The sequence below is a fragment of the Methylobacterium sp. 17Sr1-1 genome (assembly GCF_003173775.1).
Taxonomy (GTDB): domain Bacteria; phylum Pseudomonadota; class Alphaproteobacteria; order Rhizobiales; family Beijerinckiaceae; genus Methylobacterium.
The window spans coordinates 228921-247203 of sequence record NZ_CP029552.1 but is presented as its reverse complement, the minus strand read 5'-3'; the positions used below and the strand labels follow the sequence as shown (position 1 = coordinate 247203).

The window sequence follows — 18283 nt, the reverse complement described above, 5'->3', positions numbered from 1 at the left end:
CACCGGCGGCGGTGACGCTTCGTCAGGGTTAACCGGCCTTTAAGCGCGGCGCGCTCTGATCCGGCCATGCGCCTGAGCTTCCGCCCGCCCCACCCGTCCCGCGACCGTGCCGACGCGGTCGAGATCCTGCCGCCGCTCCCCGTCGGGCCGGCGATCGAGGGGCCGGTCGAGGGATCCGGGCGCGATGCCGGCCGGGCCGGGCGCGACGCCGTCGACCGGGTCGAGGCGGAGCTGGTCCGGGCCGCCCGCGCCGTCGGCGTCGCCGCCCGGGACGGCTGCGCCGAGACCGAAGCGGCGGCCGCGGACGCCGCCGCCCTCACCCGCGGCCTCGACGGCCTGGGAGCCCGGGCCGACGCCGCGGGAGCGCGCGGCCGCGCGCTTAGCGCCGACGCCGGGACCCTCGCGGCGGAGGCCGACGGGCTCGCCGGCGTGCTGGTCCAGGCCGGCCGCCACCTGGACCGCACCGACCAGCAGAGCCGGGTGCTCGAGGCCGAGATGGCGGGCGCCGCTCAGGAGGCCGCCCGCGTCGTCGAGGCGGTGGCGACCCTGGCGCGGCAGGCCAACCGCCTCGCCCTCAACGCCACCGTCGAGGCGGCGCGCGCCGGGGTGGGGGGCGGGCCGCTCTGGCAGGCGGCGGAGGAATTCAAGCTGCTGTCGGCCGATGCCGCCCGGGCGGTGGAGGAGGTGCGCGCCTTGAGCCGCCGCCTCTCCGGCCCCGGAGCGGTGGCGATGGGCAGCGTCGCGACCTCGCTCGCCTGTCTGCGCCCGGCCTTCGCCACCACCGGTTCGGCGGCCGAGGCGCAAGCCGCCTCCGCCCGGCGCCTGGCCGACGGAGCCCGGGACCTCGCCGAGGTCACCGACGCTCTCGGCCGGGAGGCCGCCCTGGCGACGGCTGCCGCCGGCGAGGCGGCCCGGCGCATGGAGGCGGCACGATCCGTCGGCGCGGGCGTCGCCGGTCTCGCCGGGGGGCTCGCCGGGCGCACCGTCGCGTCCCTGCGCCAGGCGGAGATCGGCGACCGGCGGGTGCACGACCGCTATCCGGTCGACCTCGCGGCGCGAGTCGGCAATTGGGGCCTCGGGCGCGTGCTCGACCTGAGCCGGGGCGGCCTGCTCCTGACCCCGCCCGAGGGCTGCGGCGCGGCCATCGGCGCCCGGCTCTCCCTCGACCTGCGCGGCATCGGCCGGATGCAGGTGCGGGTGGTCGGCGCGAGCCCGCGCGGCCTGCATTGCGCGCTCGGTGATGCCGTGTCGGAATCGCGGATGCGCGACGCCCTGATGGCGATCGAGGAGGAGAACCGGCCGCTGATCGCGGCGGCTCTGGGCGGGGCCGCGTCGGTCGGCGCGGCCCTGGAGCAGGCGCTGGCCGCGGGCCGGCTCGCCCATCACGCCCTGTTCGACACCACCTACCGCCCGGTCGCCGGCATCGAGCCGCCGCACTACCTCACCGCCGCGGTGCCGGCGCTCGAGGACATCCTGCCGCCGATCCTCGAACCGCTGCTGCTCGCCGATGCGCGCACGGCATTCTGCATCGCGGTCGACCGCAACGGCTACGCCCCGGTGCACAACCGCGCCCAGGCCCAGGCGCCGCGGGCCGGCGACCCGGCCTGGAACGCCCTCCACGCCCGCCATCGCCGGCTCTACGACGACCGCATCGGTCTGTCCGCCGCCCGCTCGACCCGGGCCTTCCTGGTCCAGGCCTGCCCGCAGGACGAGGCCGGCCGCCAGCCCCTGCGCGAGGTGTCGAGCCCGATCCGGGTGCATGGCCGGCACTGGGGGGCGTTGCGGATGGGGTTTCGGATCTGAGTGAGGGGGCCTCAGCCCCCCGTCGTGCTCATGTGCCGCGGCACCGCCGGCTTCGCCGCGCGCGCGATGACGAAGTCGTGGCCCTTCGGCTTGCGGGTGATCGCTTCCCTGATCGCCTCGGCCACCACCGCGTCGTCGGGGGAGGCGCGGAGCGCCGCCCGCAGGTCGGCGGCGTCTTCCTGGCCGAGACACATGTAGAGCTGGCCGGTGCAGGTCAGGCGCACCCGGTTGCAGCTCTCGCAGAAATTGTGCGTGAGCGGCGTGATGAAGCCGAGGCGCCCGCCGGTCTCCTCCACGCGCACGTAGCGGGCGGGACCGCCGGTGCGGTCGGGGAGCGGGGTGAGGGTGAGGCGCTCCGACAGGCGCTCGCGCACCACCGAGAGCGGCAGGAACTGGTCGACGCGGTCCGGCTCGATGTCGCCGAGCGGCATCACCTCGATCAGCGTCATCTCCATGCCGAGCCCGTGGGCCCAGGCGAGCATCGACGGGATCTCGTCCTCGTTGACGCCTTTGAGCGCCACGGCGTTGATCTTGACCTTGAGCCCCGCCTCGCGCGCCGCCGCGATGCCGTCGAGCACCGTGTCGAGGTCGCCGCGCCGGGTGATCGCCCGGAATTTTTGCGGGTCGAGCGTGTCGAGCGAGACGTTGATCCGGCGCATGCCGAGATCCGCCAGCTCGGCGGCGTGCTGGCGCAGGCGCGTGCCGTTGGTGGTGAGCGTCATCTCCTCCAGCGCCCCGGAGGCGAGGTGGCGCGAGAGGTTGCGAAAGAGCCGCATGATGTCCCGGCGCACCAGCGGTTCGCCGCCGGTGATCCGCAGCTTGCGCACGCCGCGCTCGACGAAGACCGAGCAGACCCGGTCCAGCTCCTCCAGCGTGAGCAGGTCGCGCTTGGGCAGGAACGTCATGTCCTCGGACATGCAGTAGACGCAGCGCAGGTCGCAGCGATCGGTCACCGAGACGCGCAGGTAGGTGATCGCGCGCTGGAACGGATCGATCAGCGGCGCCGGCCGTGCCGGCACGGGCACGGCCGGCATCGGATCGTCGGTACGGGGACCCCACATGCGAACATTATCCTCGGGACGCGGCTCTGGCGGCCGGGTGTCGGCCTGCATATGAGCGCTCGGAAGACCCCGGGCAAGTTGTGCCAGAGGCGAGGGAGACGCAACCCATGACCGATGAAGCGGCGGACCAGGCCGATTGGCCGACCGAGATCCGGCTGTCGCGCGACAAGCGCACGCTCCACGTCGCCTTCGCCAGCGGCGCGGCCTATGCCCTGCCGGCGGAGTACCTGCGGGTCGAGTCTCCCTCGGCCGAGGTCCAGGGCCACGCGCCCTCCGAGCGCAAGTGGCTGCCGGCCAAGCGCGAAGTCGAGATCCTGGCGGTGGCCCCGGTCGGCAACTACGCCGTCAAGCTCACCTTCGACGACATGCACGATACCGGGATCTACGCCTTCGACTTCCTGCGCCGCCTCGGCGAGGAGCAGGCGACGCGGTTCGCCCGCTACGAGGAGGAGCTGGCGGCGCGAGGTTTGAGCCGGGAGCCGGCGAAGCGGCGTTGATCAGCCCGCCGCACGCACCGGCCGCGACGCCGCCGACAGGCTGAGCGCCGCGACCGCGACGGCCAGCGGCGCGAACGACACCCACAGCACCACGTCCCAGCCGTAGCGGGCGAGCAGCCCGCCGGAGGAGAACGACCCGACCGCCATCGTGCCGAACACCACGAAGTCGTTGAGCGACTGCACCCGGGTCCGCTCCTCCGGCCGGTGGCACTCGAGCACCATCGCGGAGGCGCCGACGAAGCCGAAGTTCCAGCCGAGCCCGAGCAGGACCAGGAAGGCCCAGAAATGGGCGAGGTCCAGCCCCGACAGCCCGACGAAGGCCGCCACCGCCGTGAGCGACAGCCCCGCCGCCACGACGCGCGAGGCGCCGAACCGCGCGATCAGCCGCCCGGTGAAGAAGCTCGGCGCGTACATGGCGATGACGTGCCATTGCAGGCCGAGATTGGCGTCGTCCTGCGTGAAGCCGCACAGGTGCATCGCCAGCGGCGCGGCGGTCATCAGGAAGTTCATCAGGAGGTAGGACACCACCCCGCACAGGACCGCGGTGACGAAGCGGGGCTGGCGGGCGATCTCGGAGAGCGGGCGCCCGCCGGAGAGGTCGGCTGGCGTCGGCCCCGGCAGCCGTACGCCCATGAGCACGGCGGCCGACAGGAGCGCCACCGCTCCTTGCGCCAGGAAGGTGGCGGCGAAGGCATGGGCCGGCCACAGCGACATGGTGTGGCTGACGAGCTGCGGCCCGATGATTCCGGCGAAGACCCCGCCGGCCATGACGGCGGAGAGCGCCCGCGGCCGCCGCGCCGGCGCGACGCAATCGGCGGCGGCGAAGCGGAACGACAGCACCACGGCGGCGTAGGCGCCGCCGAAGAAGGTCGCGACGCAGAACAGCCAGAACGACGACAGGACGACCGCGAGCGCCGCGATGAGCCCGACGAGCACGCCGCTCCCCGTACCGGCCAGGAACGCCGTGCGGCGGCCATAGGCCCGGGCGATGCGCCCGGCCGGCAGGGTGCAGGCGGCCATGCCGACGACGAAGATCGAGATCGGCAGGGTGGCGAGGGCGGGGCTCGGCGCCAGCTGGCTGCCGATCACCGCGCCGGTGGCGTAGACCACGACCGAGTTGGCGCCGGCGAGCGCCTGGGCCAGCGCGAGGCGCAGGACGTTGCCGGTGCCGGTCTCGGCGCGGACGGAGTTGCTGGGGAGGGCGGCGGCGGGGTTGGACATCTCTCGTCTCGTCAGGGTGTCGTCGTCAGGCGGTGAGCGCGGCCTGCCAGCGCGCGTCGCGCGGCGAGGGGCGGCGGTGGAGGCGCCGGTCGAGGAGGGTGCGGGCCTTCGCGGTCTCGCCGGCGCGCATCAGGGCGACGAGGAGCGTGTCCTCGATCACCTCGCGCTGGGCGCCGCTGCCGCCGATGCGCACGACCTCGGCGGCGACCGGTTCGAGGATCCGCGCGCAAGCACCGTAATCCTCCTCCGCGAAGGCGAGGGCGGCGCGGCAGATCGCCGGCACCACCGGTCCCGCCGCCAGCGTCCCCGCCTCGACGAGGCCGGTGAGCGCGTCGATGCGGGCTTGCGCCGCCGCGCGGTCGCCGGTCGCAGCGGCGAGCAGGCCCATATGCGCGTCGGCGAAGCCGAAGCCCGCACGCGCAAAGTACGGGGCGGCATAGGCCCGGACCTCGTCCCACAGGCCGGCCGGGACCACGTGCCCATAGGCGTCGAGCCGCCAGAGCAGCGAGACCGTGTCGGTGATCACGTTGAGCGACAGGCCTGCCGTCGCCCCGGGTCGGACGTGGTCCGCGTAGATCGCCAGCGCCCCGTCCGGATCGCCGCGCTCCAAGGCCGCGAGCGCCGCGTGCCAGGCGATGTGGCCGTGCAGGATGCCCGAGCGGTCGTAACCCGGCAGCCACCCGGCGATCAGCGCCTCGGCCTCGGGGCCGGCCCCGTCCTCGAACAGGGCGTGCGAGAGGGCGTGGGCGCCGTTGGCGTTCTCGCGCCGCAGGGCGAAACCCTGCTCGGCGAGCGCCCGCCCGCGGGCGACGGCGCCGTTCTCGGTGTGGGCCCAGCCGCGATAGGTCGTGAACCACCAATCGTCCGCCTCGTAGGCGTGGGCGTGGCGCTCGCAGAGATCGACCCGGGCTTGGTCGTGGTCGGCCCGGCCGGAGAAGGCCAGGAGCCCGAAGGCGCCCAGCGGCAGCGACAGGATCAGGGCGTCCCCCGGCCAGGATTCGGCATGGGCCAGCGCCCGTGCCAGCGCTGCCTCCGACTGGCCGTCGATCGCGAGCGACAGGACCGCGACGTGGCTGCGCTCCCGCTCGGTCCCGCCCCGCGCCACGCATTCCGCGGCCATCGTGATGCAGGCCCGCGCCGCGCGCGATTCGGTGCGCATCGCGTGCAGGCGGGCCCGGGCGGCGTGCGCCAGGGCGAAGCCGGGATCCTCCGCGATCGCCGCGTCGAGGGCGTCCGCGGCGCCCGGCCAGGCGGCGAGCAGGAGGTCGACACCGGCACGGTAGCGCTCGGCGGCGAGGTCGGAGCGGGTCGAGAGGGGCAGGCCGCGGCGGTCGTGGTGGCCCATGATGGCGTTCTTCTCTGATGAAGGCCTGCGGCAGCAGAATTCTTCTCCTGCATACCGGAGCACCGGCTGTCCGTATTTCGACGGGGCGCCACTCCGTGTAGACTGGCCGCCAATCTGGAGCCCCGCATGCGGTGGGAGACGATCGAGACGCCGCCCGGCTCGCGGCCGCCGCTTTCGCTGACGGTGCGGGCGCAAGCCATCCCGGCGCGCCACTCCTTCCCCGAGCACGCCCATCCCTGGCACCAGGTCGTCTACGCCATCTCGGGGGTGCTGACGGTGTCGGTGGCCGGGCGCTCCTTCGTGATCTCGCCCGAGCAGGCGGTGTGGCTGCCGACCGGGCACCGGCACCGGGTCGGCTCGCTGCTCGGCGCCGAGTTCCGCAGCCTGTGGATCGCCGACGCGGCCGGGCGCGGGCTACCCGAGGATCCGACGGTGTTCGGCGTCTCGGCCCTGCTCCAGGCGCTCATCGTCGAGGCCGCCGCCATCGACGGGCAGGACGATTCCGACGGCTATGCGGGCCGGGTCGCCGGCCTGATCCTCGACCAGCTCCGCCGCGCCGCGCCGCTCCCGGGAGCGCTGCCCTGGCCGCGCGGCGGCCCGCTGACCGAGCTGTGCGAGGCGCTCTACGCCGAGCCGGCCGATGCCCGGGGCCCGGAGGAATGGGGCCGGGCGCTCGGCCTGTCGGGCCGCACGCTGGCCCGCCGCTTCGAGGCCGAGCTCGGCATGAGCCTGCGCTCCTGGCGCCGGCGCCTGCGGCTGTTCAAGGCGATCGAGCTGATGGGCGGCGGGCTCGACGTGACCCGGACCGCGCTGGCGCTGGGCTACGGATCGACCTCGGCCTTCGTCTACGCGTTCCGGAGCGACATGGGCTGCGCGCCGCAGGCCTACATGCGCGGGCGGTCGGCGGGGATGTGCTAAGTTGCTGAGATGTTTAGCGCTTTTCCCCTCTCCCGTGCGGGAGAGGGGTCAGGGGTGAGGGTGGCGCGCTTCAATGTGAAGCTCTGAGCGTGGTGCTGGCAGCGGAACGGTCGAAGTTTCGTCCGGCACCGTCTCCACCCTCGCGCGATCTTCGATCGCCCCTACCCCTCTCCCAAACGGGAGAGGGGATCCCGCGCCAAGTTTTTCGAGCATTGAGCACTATAAAATGGAAAAGGCCGGCACAAGGCCGGCCTCTTCACCCATCAAGACGATGCCACGGCGCTTCAGCGCTGCACGATCACCTTCGTGCCGACCTTGGCGCGGGTGTACAGGTCCATCACGTCGTCGTTGGTCATCCGGATGCAGCCGGAGGAGACGGCGGTGCCGATGGTCTCGGGCTCGTTCGAGCCGTGGATGCGGTAGAGCGAGCCGCCGAGATACATCGCGCGGGCGCCGAGCGGGTTCTCCGGGCCGCCCTTCATGTAGCGCGGCAGGTCGGGCCGGCGGCGGATCATCTGGGCCGGCGGGCGCCAATCGGGCCACTCGCGCTTCATCGAGATGGTCTGCACGCCGCCCCAGGTGAAGCCCGGGCGGCCGACGCCGACGCCGTAGCGCAGGGCCTGGCCGTTGCCGAGCACGTAGTACAGGCGGCGCTCGCCGGTCGAGACCACGATGGTGCCGGCGCCGTAGGGACCGGAATAGGCCACCGTCTCGCGCGGGATCGGGCTCAGCTTCGGCACCGAGGCGTCGAGGGGATCGACGGAGGCCGCGGCCGCGGCGGGGGACCGCACCGTCACGGTGAGCGGCTGGTCGAGGGGCTGGCGGGTGAGCGGGTCGATCTCGTAGGCGGCGGCGGGCGCCGCCCAGGCGGTGACGGCGCAGACCAGCCCGGCCAGGGCGGGGACGAAGCGGCGCATGGAAGCCTCTTGGCTAAAGAAAACTCGGCGGGGAAAGCGCGGGGAAGGTCGGTGCGAACGCGACCGGCACCGTACGGCGGAACCAATGGCCAAGCCGTAAACGCCCACGTCCCAAAGCCAAGCTTAAATCCGGCGCAGCTTCGCGGTTGCGAAAGCGGCGTTGTGCCCGCGCCACACCGTGGCGGCGCGGACACGTTTCTGGCGTGTTACTGCAAGGCCGCGAGGGTGCGGCGGGCCCGCTCGGTGATGGCGGAAAACTGGCCGGCGCGGATCTCGGCCTCCGGCGCCAGCCACGAGCCGCCCACCGCCGCGACATTCGGCAGGGCGAGCCAGGCCTTGGCGTCGGCCTCGCCGATGCCGCCGGTCGGGCAGAACCGGGCCTGCGGGAACGGCCCGCCCAGCGCCTTCAGCGCCGCCATGCCGCCCGCCGGCACGGCGGGGAAGAACTTCGCCACCGTGAAGCCGGCGGCCAGCACCTGCATCAGGTCGGAGGGCGTGGCGATGCCGGGCATGAACACCATGTCGCTGGCCGCGGCCGCCCGCAGCAGCTCCGGCGTCGCCCCCGGGCTGAGCGCGAAGCGGGCGCCGATGGCGTGGGCGGTCTCGAGGTCGGCCGGATTCAGCACCGTGCCGAGGCCCACCACCGCCTCGGGCACCTCGTCCATGATCGCCTTGGCGGCGTCGCGGGCCACCGGCGTGCGCAGGGTGATCTCCAGGGTGGTGATGCCGCCAGCCACCAGGGCACGGGCGAGCGGCACCGCGTGGGCGAGCTCCGGCACGGTGATGACGGGAATCACCGGGGAGGCGGCGAGGAGCGCGTCGAGGCGCTGGGCGCGGGTCTCGGTCGAGCGGGTCTCGGTCATCACGGGCGTCCCTGTTCGGTTGCAAGAGAATCCGTGGCGAGCGGCAGGTCGGGCATCGCCGCCCGGGGGATCACGGCGCCGCGATGGGCGATCACGGTGCCGGCGAGGCGGTGGCCGTGAGAGGCGGCCTCGGCGGGCGGCCTGCCGGCGAGGCGGGCCGCCATGTAGGCCGCCGCGAAGCTGTCGCCCGCCGCGGTGGTGTCGACGACCGACGCCACGGGCGGGGCCGGCACCGTGACGTCCTCGGTGCCGGCGAGCACCCGCACGCTCGGCGGCGAGCCGCCGCCCTTCAGCACGATCTCGCAGCGGCCGTGGTGGCGCAGCACCTCCGCCTCGCCGTCGCGCCCGTACAGCCATTCGAGGTCTTCGCTGGAGGCGAAGATCAGGTCGGCCGCCGCCATCGCGTCGCGGAAGGCGCCTTGCGCCTTCGCCTTGTCGGGCCAGCCGCGGGGCCGGTAGTTGGTGTCGAAGGCGACCCGCCCGCCCCGGGCCTGGACCGCCCGGCAGGTCTCGGCGAGCGCCGCCCGCCCGGCCTCGCCGTAGAGCGACAGGCTGATGCCCGACGCGTAGACGAGGTCGTAGCCCGCCAGGGCGTCCCGCGTCTCCGCGGCGCCGGGGCCGGAGAAGAGGTCGCGGGCGGCGGCGCTGTCGCGCCAGTAATGGAAGCTGCGCTCGCCGGAGGCGTCGGTGCGGATGATGTAGAGCCCCGGCATCCGCCCGGGCAGGCGCCGCACCTGCCCGGTGCCGACCCCTTCGGCGGCCCAGGCCGCCAGCATCTCCTCGCTCCACGGATCGTCGCCGAGCGCCGTCACGTAATCGACCGCGACGCCGAGCCGGGCGAGGTAGAGCGCGGTGTTCAGCGTATCGCCGCCGTAGCCGCGCGAGAGGCTGCCGTCGGGCCGCTCCGACAGCTCCATCATGCACTCGCCGATGCAGGCGACCCTCGTCGTCATCGTGTTCGTTCCTCTCCCCCTGTGCCGGCGGATCGACGCTTCGTCCCGGGGCCAGGGTCTCATGGCCAGGGTCTCATGGCCAAGGTCTCATGCATGGCCAAGGTCCCTCTGACCAGGACGTTGCGGAGGCGGGCTTTCTTCCCTCCCCACAAGGGGGAGGAGAGGGGCCGTGTCAACGGCTGCGCGCCTCGGCCGCCCCGGCGCGATTTTCCCTGAGTTAACTCTTGAACCTTCCGGAGATGACGCTACAAGCGTTGACCCAACGTCGCCTGTGGGCGATCACAGCGACGTGCCCGCGGCGGTCTGAGCCCGCCGCGGACGATCGTCCGACGCTCCCCGTACCGGCCTGGCCGGAACCTGGGGCGTGGGGAACGGTTCGACACCACAAGGCAGCCGCCGATCACGCCAGACATCCGGGATCGCCAGACCCCCCTCGTCTCTCGGAGTTCGCTCGTATGCCCGTCTATCGCCTGCTCTCCGCCTCCCGCGACCGACGCGAGGCCCTCCCGCTCCACCACCTGTCGATCGAGGCGCCGACGGTGCGCCACGCCGCCGCCCGGGTGCTCGGACGGGCCGACGAGGTCTTCGGCGACGGGACCGGCGAGGCCTGGCTCGTCACCGAGGACGGCGCCCGGGTCTGGAGCGTGAGCCTCGACGCCGAGGAGATCGAGGCCCCCGCACCGGGCCTGGTTCCGGCCTGACACGTCCCGCGCTTTGCCGCGCCTTGCTGGCGCCGCAAGCGCCGCGCATCGGGACGGCCCCGAGGCCCGTTCCGAGAGTCCCGCTTCGATGAGAGCCCTGCTTCCGGGCGCCGTGATCGGCGTCGTTCTGGTGGCCAATCCGGCCGCCGCCGACTGGCGCTACTGCCTCGCCCGCGCCCCGTCCGGCACCGTCTACCTGTCGACCCCGTTCTCGACCGTCTCGGCGATGCCGGCCCTCGACGCCGCCTTCGGGCGCATGCTCGACCGGACCAAGCGCCCCCACGATCCCGTCCAGTGCCCCCGGGCCGACGACGCCGCGGCCTTGCGGGCGATGCGGCACACCGCCTTGCGCTACAACCGCGAGGACGGAAAATCCGTGGTCGAGCTCGATTGGGCCCCCGACCGCGACGCCGCCGCCAAGTAGCCGCTGCCGAGTAGCCACCGCCAAATAGCAGGGACCCGGGCAGTCGATCCTGAAAGTCTTGCATCTCTCCCTCACGCGCATGGCCGGCCCGCGCCCTCCGCGCTTCAGCTCGGATCGTTAGCATCCTATCTATGAGGCCGATCAAGGATCGGTCCGCAAGACGCGGCCCGACTGGCGGCGATGCGACGCGACCTCCTGCAATCCCTCACCCTGACCCTGCTCCAGGCCGGGCGCGTCTGGCGCCGGGCCGCCGACGAGGTCGTGACCGCCTACGGGCTGACCGAGGCGACGGCGCTGCCGCTGCTGCTGATCGGGCGGCTCGGCGGCGACCTGCGCCAGACGACGCTGGCCGACGCGCTCGGCGTCGAGGGGCCGAGCCTGGTGCGCCTCCTCGACCAGCTCTGCGAGGCCGGCCTCGTCACCCGCCGGGAGGACCCGACCGACCGCCGCGCCAAGGTGCTGCACCTGACGGCGGAGGGCCGGGCCCGCGCGACGGCGATCGAGGCACGGTTCGACACCTTGCGCGAGGCGGTCTTCGCCCCTGTCGGCGACGACGACCTGCGGGCGGCCCTCACCGTTCTGCGCGCGCTCCGGGCCGAGGGCCCGCGCGGCGCGAGCCTGACCTGCGGGCCCGAGGACGCGCTTGTGGCCCGCCCGGCCGCCGGAGGACGCGCCTGATGCTGCCCGGCTGGCGCCAATGGCTGTTCGCCCTCAAGGTCAGCGGGGCGGCGCTGCTCGCCCTCGGCATCGCGCTCTGGGTCGACCTGCCGCGGCCCTACTGGGCGATGGCGACCGTCTACATCACCATGCAGCCGCTCTCCGGCGCCACCCGCTCGAAGGCCCTGTACCGGGTGGTCGGCACGCTGATCGGCGTCGCGATGGCGGTCGTCCTGGTGCCGCCGCTCGTCAACGCCCCGGAGGTGCTGACGCTCGCCCTGGCGCTGTGGACCGCCGGCTGCCTCTACCTCTCGCTCCTCGACCGCTCGCCGCGGGCCTACCTGTTCATGCTCGCCGGCTACACCGCGGCGCTGATCGGCTTTCCGGCGGTGACGAGCCCGGAGACCATCTTCGACACCGCGGTGTCGCGGGCGGAGGAGATCACCCTCGGGATCCTCTGCGCCTCGCTGGTCGCGAGCCTCGTTCTGCCTGAGCCCGTCGGCCCGGTCCTCGCCGCCCGGGTCGGCGCCTGGCTCAAGGAGGCGGGGCGCTGGACCGGCGACGTGCTCTCGCGGGCCGGCGAGGAACCGGCCACCCGGGTGCGGCGTCTGCGCCTCGCGGCGGAAGCGGCGGAGATCGACGCGCTCTCGACGCATCTCGCTTACGACACCTCGGCCCAGAGCCGGGCGGTGCCGCTGGTGCAGCTCCTGCGCGGCCGGATGCTGATGCTGCTGCCGGTCCTCTCCTCCCTCGCCGACCGGATCGCGGCGCTTGACGGCCTGTCCGGCCTCACGCCGGATCTGCGCCGCCTGCTCGCCGACGTCGAGGCGTGGTCGGCGGCCGGCGCTCCCGCCGTCGAGGCCGACGCGCTCCTCGCCCGCATCGAGGCCGCCGACCGTCCGCTCCCCTCGCCCGCGTCCTCTCACGGATCCTGGTCCGCCCTGGTGCGGGCGAGCCTGATCGACCGCCTGCGCGAATTGGTGGCGATCGGTCGGGACTGCCGGGCGCTGCAGGACGGGATCGCGCGCGGCGACGGCCGCCTGCGCGAGCCGCTGGCCTATGCGGGCGAGTTCGGCGGCCGCGCGCCGCGCCACCGCGACCACGGCATGGCGCTGCGCTCCGCCCTCGGCGTGTTCCTCGGCATCGTCGCCTGCGTGGCTTTGTGGATCGCCACCGCCTGGCCCGACGGCGCCACCGCGGCGATGATGGGCGCGGTGCTGTGCTGCCTGTTCGCGACCCAGGACGATCCGGCCCCGGCGATCCTGAGCTTCGCCACCTGGACCGGCATCGCCGCCGCCGCGATCGGCGTGCTCCTGTTCGGCGTGATGCCGCTGGTGCACGATTTCGTCAGCCTGGCGCTCGTGCTGGCCCCGCTGCTGATCCTGTGCGGCCTGCTGATGACGATCCCGAAGACGATGCCGGTGGGCCTGGCGCTCGGCGTCAACGGCAACGCCCTCCTGGCGATCCAGGACCGTTACACCTCGGAATTCGGCGGATACGTCAATTCGAGCATCGCCCTCGTCGGCGGCATCTGGCTCGCCGCGATCGTGACGCGGCTGGTGCGCTCGGTCGGCGCCGAGCACGGCGCCCGCCGGCTGGTGGCGGCGAGCCGCGCCGACCTCGCCCGGGCGGCGCGCCGGCGCGGGCACGGCGACCGGGCCGCCTTCGCCCACCTGATGCTCGACCGCCTCGGCCTCCTGGTGCCGCGGCTGGCAGCCGCCGGGCCCGACAGCGATCTGCCCCGGATCGACACCCTGGCGGCGCTCCGGGTCGGCATGAACCTCGTCTCCCTGCGGCGTGCCCGCCACGGTCTGCCGCCCGGAGCGGTCGCCCCCCTCGATGACGCTCTCGACGGGGTGGCGGGCCATTACGAGGGGCCGCGCGGCCCGGCCTCGGACGACCTGCTCCGCCGCATCGACGCGGCGCTCGCGAGCGTCGGGGATGCCGAGGGCCCCGGCCGGCGCGACGCGCTGCTGGGCCTCGTCGGCCTGCGCCGCGCCCTGTTTCCCGAGGCGCCGCCGCCCGGCGCCGTCCTGCCGGCGCGGGAGGCCGCCTGATGACCGACATCGATCTCTACGGCGTCTTCGTGCCGGCCCTGCTGGTCTGGGCCCTCGTCGCTGTCCTGGTCAGCCTCGTTCTGCGCCGGCTGATCGGCGCGCTCGGGCTCTACCGGCTGGTCTGGCACCGGCCGCTCTTCGACCTCTGCCTCACCCTCGTGTGCCTCGGCGTCGTCGTGTCGCTCGCCGGCCGCCTGACCTGAAGACTTGAAAACAATGACCCGCGCGCTCGCCTTCCTCGGCCGCTTCGCCGTCACCGCCGCCATGCTGGCGCTCGCCATCCTCGTCGGAACGGCGCTCTGGGACTACTACCTCGAGGCCCCCTGGACCCGCGACGGGCGGGTGCGGGCGGAGGTCGTGGGCGTCGCCCCCGACGTCTCGGGGCTGGTCCGCGACGTCGAGGTGCGGGACAACCAGCGGGTCAAGCGCGGCGACGTGCTGTTCCGCATCGACCCCGACCGCTTCGCCCTGGCCTTGCGGCAGGCCGAGGCCGTGGTGGCCGGCCGCAAGGCGAACCTGGTCCAGGCCGAGGCGGATCTGGCCCGTTACCGCCAGCTCAGCGACAACGTCGTGTCGCAGCAGAAGCTGGAGGCGACGCTCGCCGCCGAGCAGAGCGCCCGGGCCGCCTACGACCAGGCCGTGGCCGACCGCGACCTCGCCCGGCTCAACCTCGACCGCTCCGAGGTCCGCGCCTCGGTCAACGGACGGATCAGCAACCTCGAGCTGCGCCCCGGCGCCTATGTGGGGGTCGGCAAGGCGGTGATGGCCCTCGTCGACGGCGATACCCTGCACGTCCAGGGCTATTTCGAGGAGACGAAGCTCGACCGCATCCATCCCGGCGACCCGGTCACCGTGCGGCTGATGGGCGAGGATCGCGACGTCACCGGCACGGTCGAGAGCGTTGCCGCCGGCATCGAGGACCGGGAGCGCAGCGCCGGCTCGTCGCTGCTCGCCAACGTCAACCCGACCTTCGCCTGGGTGCGCCTCGCCCAGCGCGTGCCGGTGCGGATCGCCCTCGATTCCACCGTCGACCGCGACCGCCTCACCGTCGGGCGCACCGCCACCGTGGTGGTGCATCCACGCGGCGAGCGGCCGGAGGTCCGGCCGTTCGAAGGCCTGCGCCATCTCGGCCTGCGCGACGGCTGGGAGGCGCTGAAGGCCACGCTGCCGGCGCGCCGGAGCTGACGCCGCGCGGCCTGCTACCCGCCCGCACGCTCGCCCCGGCCGGGACAGGGATCTCGCGCCGGTCGTCCGGCGCTGGCGGAGACGATTATCCCTTTCGCGGCCGGTCCCGGCCGCAAAAGGGATAACGGTTGTCTTTTCAATGGCCTGAGACGATTTTCGAACGATCGATTCGGAAATCGTCTCACACCGCCAGCGCGAGACCGGCCAGCCCCACCGCCAGTCCCCACAGCAGCCCGCAGGCCCGCCGGTACAGCGTGAGCGCCCGCCGGATGTCGGCGGCATCGACCTCGGGCCGTCCCGATCCCATCCAGGCATCCTCGACCCGCGTGGTGCCGTAGACCCGGGGACCCGCGAGGCGAAGACCGAGCGCTCCCGCCATCGCGGCCTCCGGCCAGCCGGCATTGGGCGAGCGGTGGCGGCCGGCATCGCGCCGGACCGCCGCGAGCGCCTCCCGGGCGCTGGCCCCCGGGGTGAGGGCGGCAGCGCCGATGACGAGCCCGGCGGTGAGGCGCGAGGCCGGCAGGTTGACGAAGTCGTCGAGGCGGGCGGCGGCCCAGCCGAAGGCCTCGTGGCGGGGCGTGCGGTGGCCGATCATGCTGTCGGCGGTGTTGATCGCCTTGTAGAGCGCGCCCCCGGGCAGGCCGCCGACGCCGAGCCAGACGGCCGGCGCCACGATGCCGTCGGAAAAGTTCTCGGCCAGGCTCTCGATCGCGGCGCGGCAGAGCGCGGCCTCGTCGAGGGTCTCGGGGTTGCGTCCGACGATCATCGCCACCGCTTCGCGCCCGCCGGAGAGGCCGTCGCGGTCGAGGTCCTGCGCCACCCGGGCGACGTGGTCGTGCAGGCTGCGCTGGGCCGGCAGGCTCGCGGCGAGCAAGGCGCAGAGGATGACGCCGGGCAGCAGCCCGAGCGCCCCGCAGGCGAGCGCGAGACCAGACGCCGCGACGCCGGTCGCCGCGAGGACGAGGAGCAGCGCCAGCACCCCGGCGGCGCGCCGGCGCCCACCGGGATCGCCCTCGCGGTTGAGGCGGCGGTCGAGGGCGGCGATCAGGGCGCCGATCCAGGTGACAGGGTGGCCGGCCAGCCTGTAGAGGCGGTCCGGATAGCCGAGCACGGCCTCCACCGCGAGGGCGAGGACGAGCACCGGGAGGCTGTCGGGCGGGTGCAGCAGGGCGGTCATGGCGAGCGAAGGCGAGGAAGGGGCGATCCGGCACGGGGGCGACCTCGGCGAGGCCCGCCGGCTCTTCCCGCAGGCCCCCGAGCCCTGGATCGACCTGTCGACGGGGATCAACCCGATCCCCTATCCGTGGCCGGCCCTGGAGGCCAGCGCCTTCACGCGGCTGCCGGCGCGGGCCGACCTCGCCTCCCTCGAGGACGCCGCGGCGCAGGCCTACGGCGCGGATCCGGCCCACGTCGTCGCCGCCCCCGGCACGCAGGCCTTGATCGACCTGATCCCGCGGCTGCGGCCGCCCGGCCGCGTCGCGGTCCTCGGCCCGACCTACGCCGAGCACGCCGCGGCCTGGGCCCGGGCCGGGCACGCGGTCGCGACGGTACCGGACCTCGATTTGGCGGCCGACGTGGTCGTGGCGGTCAACCCGAACAACCCGGACGGGCGGGTGATCCCGGCCCGCGAGCTCGCGGCGGCCTCCGCCCGGCTCGCGGAACGCGGCGGCTGGCTCGTGGTCGACGAGGCCTTCGCGGATCTCGAACCAGTGGAGAGCCTGTGCGGGCCGCCGCCGCCCGGCTGCCTGGTGCTGCGCTCCTTCGGCAAGACCTACGGCCTCGCCGGCCTGCGCCTCGGCTTCGCCGTGGCGGCAGAGCCCCTGATCGGAAGGTTGCGCCGCGGGATCGGCCCCTGGGCGGTGTCGGGGCCGGCGATCGCGGTCGGCCGCCATGCGCTCACGGACGCCGCCTGGCGGCGGGAGGCGACCGCCGCGCGGGGCCGCGACGCGGCCCGGCTCGACGCGCTGCTCGCGCAAGCCGGCGGCCGGATCGTCGGCGGCACGTGCCTGTTCCGCACCGCCGACTTTCCCGATTCCATGCCCGACTCCATGCCCGATTCCGCGAGCCTGTTCGCGCAGCTCGGCCGCGCCGGGATCTTCGTGCGCCGGTTCGAGGCGTCGCCGGCGCGGCTGCGCTTCGGCCTGCCGCCCGACGAAGCGGCCTGGGCCCGCCTCGCCGCCGCCCTGCGCGCGGTGAGGCGCCATTAAAAAGGCCGAAAACCGCAGCATCCGATGAGCCTGGCCGTCGGGGTCACGCAGGCGGCCGGGTGCCGCACGAGGAATCAGGCAGTATGGACGCGGACGAGGTCAAACGGCGCGACAGGCTCGGCAGCATGATCGCGTTCGCGCGGCGCACCGTGCCCGACCTGCGCCGCAACGCCGAGACGGTCGAGCCGATCTCCCCCGAGGGACCCCGGGGCCGGCTGCCGGCGCTCCTCAACCCGCTGCGCTGGACCCGCGTCCCGCTCCTGCCCGCCGCCGGCACCCAGAACCGGGTCGTGGCCCGGCTGATCCGCAGCATCGGCCTCTTCGTGCTGCTGCCGACGGCGGTGGTCGGGGTCTACCTGTTCGTCTTCGCCGCCGACCAGTACGTGGTCGAGACCCGCTTCGCCGTCCGCGGCGAGGTCGAGCCGATGGGCAACGTCGCGCTCGGCGAGTTCTCCTCGCTAATCCAGAAGAACAACAGCCAGGACAGCTACATCGTCCGAGACTACATCCAGAGTCAGCCGATGCTGGAGAGCGCCCAGAAAGAGCTTGACATCGTCCGGATGTTCACCCGCGACGAGGCCGACTTCTGGACGCGCTATTCCGGCGACAAGCCGATCGAGACTCTGCTGAAGTACTGGCGCAAGCACGTCGATGTCCATATCGACCTCGTCTCCGGCATATTGACCCTGACGGTGCAGGCCTTCACGCCCGAGGACGCCCTGGCGATCAGCCGCCACATCATGGCCCGCGCCGAGGCGCTGATCAACGCGATCTCGTCCCGTGCGCAGCAGGACATGCTCCGGCACAGCAAGGACGACCTGGCGGCGAGCGAGGAGCGGATGCGCAAGGCCCACCTCTCCCTGCGCGAGTTCCGCAACCGCTGGGGCATCATCGATCCGGCCAAGTCGGCCGAGGCGACGATGACCACCCTGCTCTCCTTGCGCAAGGACAAGATCAAGTCGGAGAACGACCTGCAGGTGCTGCGCGGCTCCGGCCTCGACGAGAAGTCGCGCTCGATCCAGACCATCGTGGCGAGCCTCAACGCCACCAACCAGCAGATCAAGCAGCTCGAAGACTCGCTGACCAACTACGGGATGGCGGTCGGCGGCCGGTCCGTCTCGGAGGCGATCCTGGAATACGAGGGGCTGATGGTCGAGCGCACCATCGCCGAGAAGCTGAACGACTCCGCCACCCAGATGCTCGATCGGGCCCGGGTGGCGGCGAATCGCCAGCACGTCTACCTCGCGATCTTCATGCCGCCGAGCCGGCCCGAGCTCTCCACCGTGCCGATGCGCGGGCACAGCCTGTTCGTCGCCTTCTTCGCCTTCCTGGTGATCTGGGGCTGCAGCAGCCTGCTCATCGCCGGCGTCAAGGACCACAACATGTAAGGCCGGTTCCGAAGGCGGACCCCGCCCGGGCCTTCGGTTCCGGCGCAGGCCGTGCGATGAGGCGGGCTGGAGCGCCGTCACGGAGC

At 73.6% G+C, this 18283-nt stretch carries 18 protein-coding genes; 11 read left to right on the top strand and 7 right to left on the bottom strand.

Features of this window, described 5'->3' with window-relative positions:
* Positions 1-66: 66 nt before the first annotated feature.
* Positions 67-1803: a methyl-accepting chemotaxis protein gene (locus tag DK412_RS01140; protein ID WP_109970435.1), complete on the top strand. Its 1737-nt coding sequence runs from the start codon at positions 67-69 to the stop codon at positions 1801-1803.
* A gap of 11 nt (positions 1804-1814) precedes the next feature.
* Here DK412_RS01140 and moaA read toward each other — a convergent pair whose 3' ends face one another.
* Positions 1815-2864 (bottom strand): GTP 3',8-cyclase MoaA, encoded by a 1050-nt coding sequence (gene moaA / locus DK412_RS01135; protein WP_109970434.1) that lies wholly within the window; start codon positions 2862-2864, stop codon positions 1815-1817.
* A gap of 107 nt (positions 2865-2971) precedes the next feature.
* Here moaA and DK412_RS01130 point away from each other — a divergent pair, with 107 nt between their 5' ends.
* A complete protein-coding gene (locus DK412_RS01130) occupies positions 2972-3361 on the top strand; it encodes a DUF971 domain-containing protein (protein ID WP_109970433.1) in 390 nt (129 codons plus the stop codon).
* Here DK412_RS01130 and DK412_RS01125 read toward each other — a convergent pair whose 3' ends face one another.
* A complete protein-coding gene (locus tag DK412_RS01125; RefSeq protein ID WP_109970432.1) occupies positions 3362-4582 on the bottom strand; it encodes an MFS transporter in 1221 nt (406 codons plus the stop codon).
* 25 nt (positions 4583-4607) lie between these two features.
* Positions 4608-5927 (bottom strand): tetratricopeptide repeat protein, encoded by a 1320-nt coding sequence (locus DK412_RS01120; protein WP_109970431.1) that lies wholly within the window; start codon positions 5925-5927, stop codon positions 4608-4610.
* A gap of 126 nt (positions 5928-6053) precedes the next feature.
* On the opposite strand from DK412_RS01120, the gene DK412_RS01115 reads away from it, so the two are divergent.
* Entirely contained in the window at positions 6054-6845 is a 792-nt protein-coding gene (locus DK412_RS01115; RefSeq protein WP_109970430.1) for a helix-turn-helix transcriptional regulator, read from the top strand.
* A 284-nt stretch (positions 6846-7129) separates the two neighbouring features.
* On the opposite strand, the gene DK412_RS01110 is transcribed toward DK412_RS01115, so the two are convergent.
* From DK412_RS01110 to DK412_RS01100, 3 genes are all read right to left on the bottom strand, one after another.
* Positions 7130-7762 carry a L,D-transpeptidase gene (locus tag DK412_RS01110; RefSeq protein WP_109970429.1) on the bottom strand — a complete coding sequence of 211 codons (633 nt, stop codon included), beginning with the start codon at positions 7760-7762 and terminating at the stop codon, positions 7130-7132.
* Positions 7763-7968: 206 nt separating this feature from the next.
* On the bottom strand, positions 7969-8625 hold the full coding sequence (eda, locus tag DK412_RS01105; protein ID WP_109970428.1) for a bifunctional 4-hydroxy-2-oxoglutarate aldolase/2-dehydro-3-deoxy-phosphogluconate aldolase: 657 nt from the start codon (positions 8623-8625) through the stop codon (positions 7969-7971).
* The gene (locus DK412_RS01100) at positions 8625-9578 is read right to left on the bottom strand and encodes a sugar kinase (RefSeq protein WP_109970427.1); all 954 of its coding nucleotides are present in this window, start codon (positions 9576-9578) and stop codon (positions 8625-8627) included. The genes eda and DK412_RS01100 overlap by 1 nt, the downstream gene beginning before the upstream one ends.
* A gap of 455 nt (positions 9579-10033) precedes the next feature.
* Here DK412_RS01100 and DK412_RS01095 point away from each other — a divergent pair, with 455 nt between their 5' ends.
* The 6 genes from DK412_RS01095 (at position 10034) to DK412_RS01070 (ending at position 14602) form a co-directional block, all read left to right on the top strand.
* Positions 10034-10279 (top strand): hypothetical protein, encoded by a 246-nt coding sequence (locus DK412_RS01095; RefSeq protein ID WP_109970426.1) that lies wholly within the window; start codon positions 10034-10036, stop codon positions 10277-10279.
* A gap of 88 nt (positions 10280-10367) precedes the next feature.
* Positions 10368-10703, top strand: a complete 336-nt coding sequence (locus tag DK412_RS01090) for a hypothetical protein (protein ID WP_109970425.1) — start codon at positions 10368-10370, stop codon at positions 10701-10703.
* 180 nt (positions 10704-10883) lie between these two features.
* On the top strand, positions 10884-11381 hold the full coding sequence (locus DK412_RS01085; protein WP_109974987.1) for a MarR family transcriptional regulator: 498 nt from the start codon (positions 10884-10886) through the stop codon (positions 11379-11381).
* Positions 11378-13417 carry an FUSC family protein gene (locus DK412_RS01080; RefSeq protein ID WP_109974986.1) on the top strand — a complete coding sequence of 680 codons (2040 nt, stop codon included), beginning with the start codon at positions 11378-11380 and terminating at the stop codon, positions 13415-13417. The genes DK412_RS01085 and DK412_RS01080 overlap by 4 nt, the downstream gene beginning before the upstream one ends.
* Positions 13417-13620, top strand: a complete 204-nt coding sequence (locus tag DK412_RS01075) for a DUF1656 domain-containing protein (protein ID WP_109970424.1) — start codon at positions 13417-13419, stop codon at positions 13618-13620. Before DK412_RS01080 ends, DK412_RS01075 begins: the two co-directional genes overlap by 1 nt.
* Before the next feature lie 13 nt (positions 13621-13633).
* Positions 13634-14602, top strand: a complete 969-nt coding sequence (locus DK412_RS01070; RefSeq protein WP_109970423.1) for an HlyD family secretion protein — start codon at positions 13634-13636, stop codon at positions 14600-14602.
* Positions 14603-14783: 181 nt separating this feature from the next.
* On the opposite strand, the gene cbiB is transcribed toward DK412_RS01070, so the two are convergent.
* On the bottom strand, positions 14784-15779 hold the full coding sequence (gene cbiB, locus DK412_RS01065) for an adenosylcobinamide-phosphate synthase CbiB (RefSeq protein WP_109970422.1): 996 nt from the start codon (positions 15777-15779) through the stop codon (positions 14784-14786).
* On the opposite strand from cbiB, the gene cobD reads away from it, so the two are divergent.
* Positions 15778-16809: a threonine-phosphate decarboxylase CobD gene (gene cobD / locus DK412_RS01060; protein WP_109970421.1), complete on the top strand. Its 1032-nt coding sequence runs from the start codon at positions 15778-15780 to the stop codon at positions 16807-16809. The genes cbiB and cobD overlap by 2 nt on opposite strands.
* Before the next feature lie 83 nt (positions 16810-16892).
* Entirely contained in the window at positions 16893-18197 is a 1305-nt protein-coding gene (locus tag DK412_RS01055) for a capsule biosynthesis protein (protein WP_109970420.1), read from the top strand.
* The last annotated feature ends 86 nt before the right edge of the window (positions 18198-18283 follow it).